General features: G+C 65.9%; 5 protein-coding genes. 2 read left to right on the top strand and 3 right to left on the bottom strand.

Annotated elements, in window-relative coordinates; genetic code table 11:
• The 3 genes from QZ378_RS11985 to QZ378_RS11975 form a co-directional block, all read right to left on the bottom strand.
• Positions 1–562, bottom strand: a 562-nt coding sequence (locus QZ378_RS11985; RefSeq protein WP_291258432.1) for a glycosyltransferase family A protein, incomplete at its 3' end; no start/stop codon positions are given.
• 11 nt (positions 563–573) lie between these two features.
• Positions 574–1,743 (bottom strand): UDP-galactopyranose mutase, encoded by a 1,170-nt coding sequence (gene glf / locus QZ378_RS11980; protein WP_291258431.1) that lies wholly within the window; start codon positions 1,741–1,743, stop codon positions 574–576.
• A 94-nt stretch (positions 1,744–1,837) separates the two neighbouring features.
• Entirely contained in the window at positions 1,838–2,410 is a 573-nt protein-coding gene (locus tag QZ378_RS11975) for an inorganic diphosphatase (protein ID WP_191379981.1), read from the bottom strand.
• A 203-nt stretch (positions 2,411–2,613) separates the two neighbouring features.
• Here QZ378_RS11975 and QZ378_RS11970 point away from each other — a divergent pair, with 203 nt between their 5' ends.
• Entirely contained in the window at positions 2,614–2,997 is a 384-nt protein-coding gene (locus QZ378_RS11970; RefSeq protein WP_087237878.1) for a BlaI/MecI/CopY family transcriptional regulator, read from the top strand.
• Positions 2,994–5,699 (top strand): M56 family metallopeptidase, encoded by a 2,706-nt coding sequence (locus QZ378_RS11965; RefSeq protein ID WP_291258430.1) that lies wholly within the window; start codon positions 2,994–2,996, stop codon positions 5,697–5,699. Before QZ378_RS11970 ends, QZ378_RS11965 begins: the two co-directional genes overlap by 4 nt.
• The last annotated feature ends 85 nt before the right edge of the window (positions 5,700–5,784 follow it).

The following is a 5,784-nucleotide window of genomic DNA, read 5'->3' as shown; positions in this document are numbered from 1 at the left end:
AGGTGTGCTTGGGCAGCTCCAGCCCGCAGGCGCGCAGCATCTCGGTGCGGTAGATCACCGAGTGCATCAGCAGGTACTGGGAGGGGCGGAAGCGGCCGATGTCGTTCCAGGTGAACACCCGGTTCTGGGGGAACACGTTGGTGTACCGCATGACCTTCTGGGTGTTGTCCTCCACGTGCTCGTACACGTAGTTGGCGATGAACAGATCCACCGGATTGTCCGAGGCGGCAAACTGCCGCAGCTTGTCCAGCACGGTCTGGAGGGCCCCCTCGTCCAGCCAGTCGTCGGAGTCCACCACCTTGTAATACAGGCCGCTGGCGTTGCGCAGGCCCTGGTTGACCCCCTCGCCGTGGCCGCCGTTCTCCTGGTGGACGGCCCGGACGATGTCCGGGTACTCCGCGGCGTAGCGGTCGCAGATGGCGGGGGTGTCGTCCTTGGTGGAGCCGTCGTCCACCAGGATGATCTCAATATCCTCCCCGCCGCTGAGCAGGGTCTGGACGCAGTGATCCATATAGGCGGCGGAGTTGTAGCAGGGAACGGCGAAGGTAATGAGCTTTGACATGGGCGGTTTCCTCATTTCAGTAAATCGTCACACAGCTCCAGCGCCCGGGCGGCGATGGCGTCCATGTTGTAGTATTTGTACTCCGCCAGCCGGCCCAGCAGGTGGAAGTCCGGATAGCGCTCCGCCTCCGCCGCGTACCGGGCATAGAGGGCGTTGTTCTCCGGGTTGATGATGGCGTAGTAGGGCACCTGGCCGGCCTCGCCGGTGTAGGAGCGGGAGTACTCCCTGGCGATGGTGGTGGCGCCGGGCAGCTCCTGGCCGGTGAGGTACTTGAACTCGGTGATGCGGGTGTAGTCCTGATCCACCGTGTAGTTCACCGTGCCGTGGCTCTGCCAGAAGTCCACCGGGTGGGTCTCAAACACGAAGTCCAGGGTGCGGTAGGGCAGCCGGCCGTACCGGCAGCCGAACAGCTCGTCCGCCGCGCCGGTGTAGATCACCGTGCCGGCAAAGGACGCCCCGTCCAGGTACACCCTGCCGTCCTCCAGGCGCATGCGGGCGGCGGCGTCGGTGTTCAGCTCCACGGTGATGTTGGGATGATCCAGCATGCGCTGGAACAGGGGGGTGTATCCCTCCAGGGGCATGCCCTGATGGACGTCCTGGAAATAGCGGCAGTCCTCGGACAGGAAGACCGGCACCCGGGCGGTGGTGTTGGGGTCGATCTCCTCCGGCGTCTGCCCCCACTGCTTCATGGTGTAGCGGACAAACACGTGGTCATAGACGTAGTCGGCCAGGGCGGCAATCTCCGGATCCGGATTCCGGCGCAGCTCCAGAATGGTGACCTTCTTCTCCCGGCCGTAGGCGGCGGTGAGCTTGTCCTCCAGCCGCCGGGCGTCCTCCGGGGGGAAGGCCTTCCGCAGGGACACCAGGTTGAAGGGCACCGGGTACTCCAGCCGCCCGTCCCCCTCCGGGATGTTGGCCACCACCTTGTGCTCATAGGGCCGCCAGGCGGTGAAGCGGGAGAGGTACTCGAACACCCGCCGGCTGTTGGTGTGGAAGATATGGGGGCCGTACTGGTGGATCAGCACGCCGCTCTCGTCGAAGCGGTCGTAGGTGTTGCCGCCCACATGGTTCCGGCGCTCCAGCACCAGCACCCGCCGGCCGCCCCGCTCGGCCAGCTCCCGGGCGGCCACGGCGCCCGCAGGCCCGGCGCCGATGACCAGGCAGTCGTATGGTTGATTCATGGGACAACGTCCTCTCTTCTCATAAGATACGCCCCCAGTTTACCACAGAGCGGAGAAAAAGGGGGCGAAAAAGGGATTAAGATATTCTTAAAATTCAGCGGTCGGAGGCGTAGAGCCCCTCCTTGGCCGAGGGGCCGCCCAGAAAGCACTCGGCATAGTGATCCATGGCCTTCCGGATGACGCCGATGGCGGCGGCGCGGTCGTTCACGTCGCCGGCCACGGTCTCCTTGCCCTCCAGGGACTTATAGACGGTGAAGAAGTGGGCCATCTCGTCAAAGATGTGGGCGGGCAGATCCATCAGGTCGTGGAAGGTGTTGTAGGTGGGGTCGGAGAAGGGGATGGCGATGATCTTCTCGTCGTTCTTGCCGCTGTCCAGCATGGAGATGTACCCGATGGGGTAGCAGCGCACCAGGGTCAGCGGGTCGATCTCCTCGGAGCAGAGCACCAGCACGTCCAGGGGGTCGCCGTCATCGCCGTAGGTGCGGGGGATGAAGCCGTAGTTGGCGGGGTAGTGAGTGGAGGTGTGGAGCACCCGATCCAGAATGATCAGGCCGGTCTCCTTGTCCAGCTCATACTTCTTCTTGCTGCCCTTGGGGATCTCGATGACAGCCACGAAGTCCTCGGGCTGGATGCGGTTGGGGCTGATGTCATGCCAGATATTGGACATAGTAACCTCTCCTTTGTCTTTGCAGTACGTTCTATGATAAAGTGGCCCGGCCTTGCTCCGGGCGCCGGGGCGGGAGATTTTGCAGATATTGCAGCTTTTATTATAGCTGTCCGGCGGGGAAAAAACAACATTTGTCTTGACAAATTAAACCTACAGATGTATGCTCTCCTTGTAAGGACATACATTTGTAGGAGATGAGGCGCATGAAAAAGCTGGTTCGTCTGCCCGAGGCGGAGCTGTCCGTCATGCGGGCGGTGTGGCGGCTCCCCGCCCCCGCCCCCACCGGGGCCATCCGCGCCCGGCTGGAGAAGGAGCGGCCCTGGAACCTGTCCGCCCTCCAGACCCTGCTGTCCCGGCTCACCGAGCGGGGGTTCCTCTCCGCCGGCAAGGAGGGGCGGCAGAACGTGTACACCCCCCTGGTGAGCGAGGGGGAGTACGTGGCCTTTGAGAACGCCCCCTTCCTGGAGGGGAAGGGCCTGCCCGGCCTGGTCACCGCCCTGTACGACAGCCAGTCCATCAGCCGGGAGGATCTGGCGGAGCTGCGGGCCTTCCTGGACGAGGCCATGGGGAAGGGGGGAGGCACATGACCGCCCGCTTTGCCGACGTGCTGGAGATCTCCCTCACCATGGCCGTGGTGCTGGCCGTGCTGCTGGGCCTGCGGCCTCTTTTGAAGGAAAAGCTGCGGGCCAAGGCCTTCTACTGGGTGTGGCTGCTGGCCGCCCTCCGCCTGTGCATCCCCTTCAACGTGAGCCTGCCCCAGGCCCCGGTGACGGTGGCGGCGGCGCCCCGGCAGGCCCTGGTGCGGGTGGACACCCACCGCACCAATCCCGGCGGCACGGAGTACCGGGTGATGACCCCGCTGGAGGCGGAGCAGGCCCAAAGCGCGGCGTACAGCGCCCCGCGGGAGCCGGATGCCCCGTCCGCCGCCGACCGGTACACCACCGTCCTCACGGCCGGGCAGCTGCTGGCCCTGTCCTGGCTAACCGGGGCGGGGGTGTTCCTGGCCTGGCATCTGGCAGTGTATGTCCGCTTCCGCCTGCGGGTGCGCCGCTGGGGTGCTCCGGCGGAGGACGCCGCCCTGCTGGCGCGGTTTGAGGAGGCGAAGGCGGAGCTGGGGGTGAACAACCTGGCCCTGCTGATCTGCCCGGCGGTGGGCGCGCCCCTGGTGACCGGCTTTGTCAACCCGGTGCTCCTCCTGCCGCGGGAGGCCGTCTCCGACGGGGTGCTCCGCCACGAGCTGATCCACACCCGCCGCCGGGATCTGTGGTACAAGCTGCTCCTGCTGCTCGCCCGGGCCCTCCACTGGTTCAACCCCCTGGTGCACGGGATGGCCCGGGCCGCCAACCGGGATCTGGAGCGATCCTGCGACGAGGCGGCGGTAGCGGGACAGGACGCCGCCTTCCGGGCGGCCTACGGGGCGGCCATGCTGGACGCGGTGGAGGAGGGCATCGAGGCCCGGGCCCCCCTGACCACCCACTTCAAAGGCGGCAGGGCGGCCATGAAGGAGCGGCTGCTATCCATCGCCTCGGGCGGGAAGCGGAAAAAGGGAGTGGCCCTGATCTGCGCCGCCGCCCTGGTGATCTCCGCCGGGGCCGCCGCCTGCTCTCTGAGACCGGCGGAGGAACCAGGCCAGCTCAACGGTATTTTTGACCAGGAGAATTACACACTCCAGGGTGTTGGGGAGTATGTGGCGGCCTCTCAAACAGACGGAAGCCTTGTGGTGGAGCTGTCGGACGCGGATGAGGGACAGCCCCCCGCCTGGGGGATGATCGTCAGCCCCACACCCCCGGATATAGGGGACTGGGAGGGCAGCACGGAGGACTTCTTCGCCACCCTGGTCACCACCTACGGTATGGAGATGGCCGATGACGATGGCAATCCTGTCCTCCCGGCGGAGGCGGTCAGCCTGACGGCGGCCCAGGTGCAATATATGGGGGAGGGGCCATGGGAGGAGAGACAGTGGCCCCTCTACACCTACGAGGTGCTGGTGGAGCGCTCCGACGGCCGGGAGGAGCTGCACACCTTCTATCTGATGAACCAGGCCTATCCGGACACCGGCATCTATGACCTGTGGTTTGACCTGTCCCAGGTGAGCCGGGAGGAGGCCGAGGGGGTGCGGGACACCCTGGTGCTGGGCCATGACCGCACCGAAAGCCCCGACGGCACCCGTCTGATCTCCATACAGCCGTCGGGAGCGGACTGCATGCTCTATGACATCAGCGGGGAGCACCCTGTGGCCCTGGGGCAGGTCAGCTGCACCGGCAGACTCCCCGGAGGCGCGCTCTCTGATCCGCTCTGGTCGCCCGATAACCAGCGGGTTGCAGCCACGGTGAGCAACGGATTCCGGACGTCTTTTGCCTTCCCGATCGGGCCCTTTTATCCGGAAATGGAACACCCGGACGGTGTGGCGGGCCTCACCTATGAGGCGCTGCGCCCGGAGTACAGACTGGCTTCCCTGGCCGACCCCTTCCCCCGGTGCATCCCCCTGGCCTGGTCGGAGGACAGCCTGTCCCTCCAGTATTCCTGGGCCTGGGTGGACACGGAGAACCAGCTCCACCAGGGCACCGCCTGGTACTGCTTTGACGAAGAGAACCACTTCACCGGCATCCGGGACGTGGTGGAGACCAGCACCACGCCCCTGTCGGAGCGGGGCCCCATCGGGGACGAGGCCTTCCCCGGCTATGACGGCGAGATAACCTGGAGCTGGGGCGGGGACTATCACATTGAGCTGGCCCCCGATGAGCAGGGGGTGCTCACCTTCTGGCTGGCGCGGGACGGGGAGGAGCCTGTCCCCTTCCGGCAGCTCCCGGCGGACTACGGCCCCGAGCTGCGCTACCCCTATTCCGGTCTTGTGGAGGCGCACGCCTTTACCGGCGTGCTGGGCCACGACGGCTTTGTGCTCACCTACGGCCTGGGGATACAGTCCATCCCTGTGGAGTACTACATTATCAACGAGGCTGGGGAGCCGGAGCTGCTGGCCGAATACAACGGGCAGGTGTGGGAGCTGGATGTGGACGGCGACGGAGACCGGGAGGTGCTGAACCTCCACTATGGGCTGGACAATCCGGCGGTTCTCTGCCGCTGGCGGAACGGCCGGATGGAGGCGGCGGATGTAAAGGCCGCCGCGTCTGCCCTGCTGGGCCGCCAGGTGGATACGGTGGAGCTGCTCCTGCCGGACGGGGCCGGCGTACCCGCCTTTCCCCTGGCGCTGAACTGCACCTGGTGGGGCGGAGAGGAGGCCGTCCCCGTGGAGGTACCCCTGGACGCGCTGGACTTCCAGCCGGTTTGAAAAAGGCGGGGCGGAGGAATTTCCTCCGCCCCGCCGGAGACTGTCGATAAACCCTCCAGCCAAAGGATTCGGAGGGAAGGATAGT

The organism is Flavonifractor sp., from assembly GCF_019422385.1.
Taxonomy (GTDB): domain Bacteria; phylum Bacillota; class Clostridia; order Oscillospirales; family Oscillospiraceae; genus Flavonifractor; species Flavonifractor avistercoris.
Note: the sequence above shows the minus strand (reverse complement) of the source record. Positions and strands in the feature narration are given on the sequence as shown.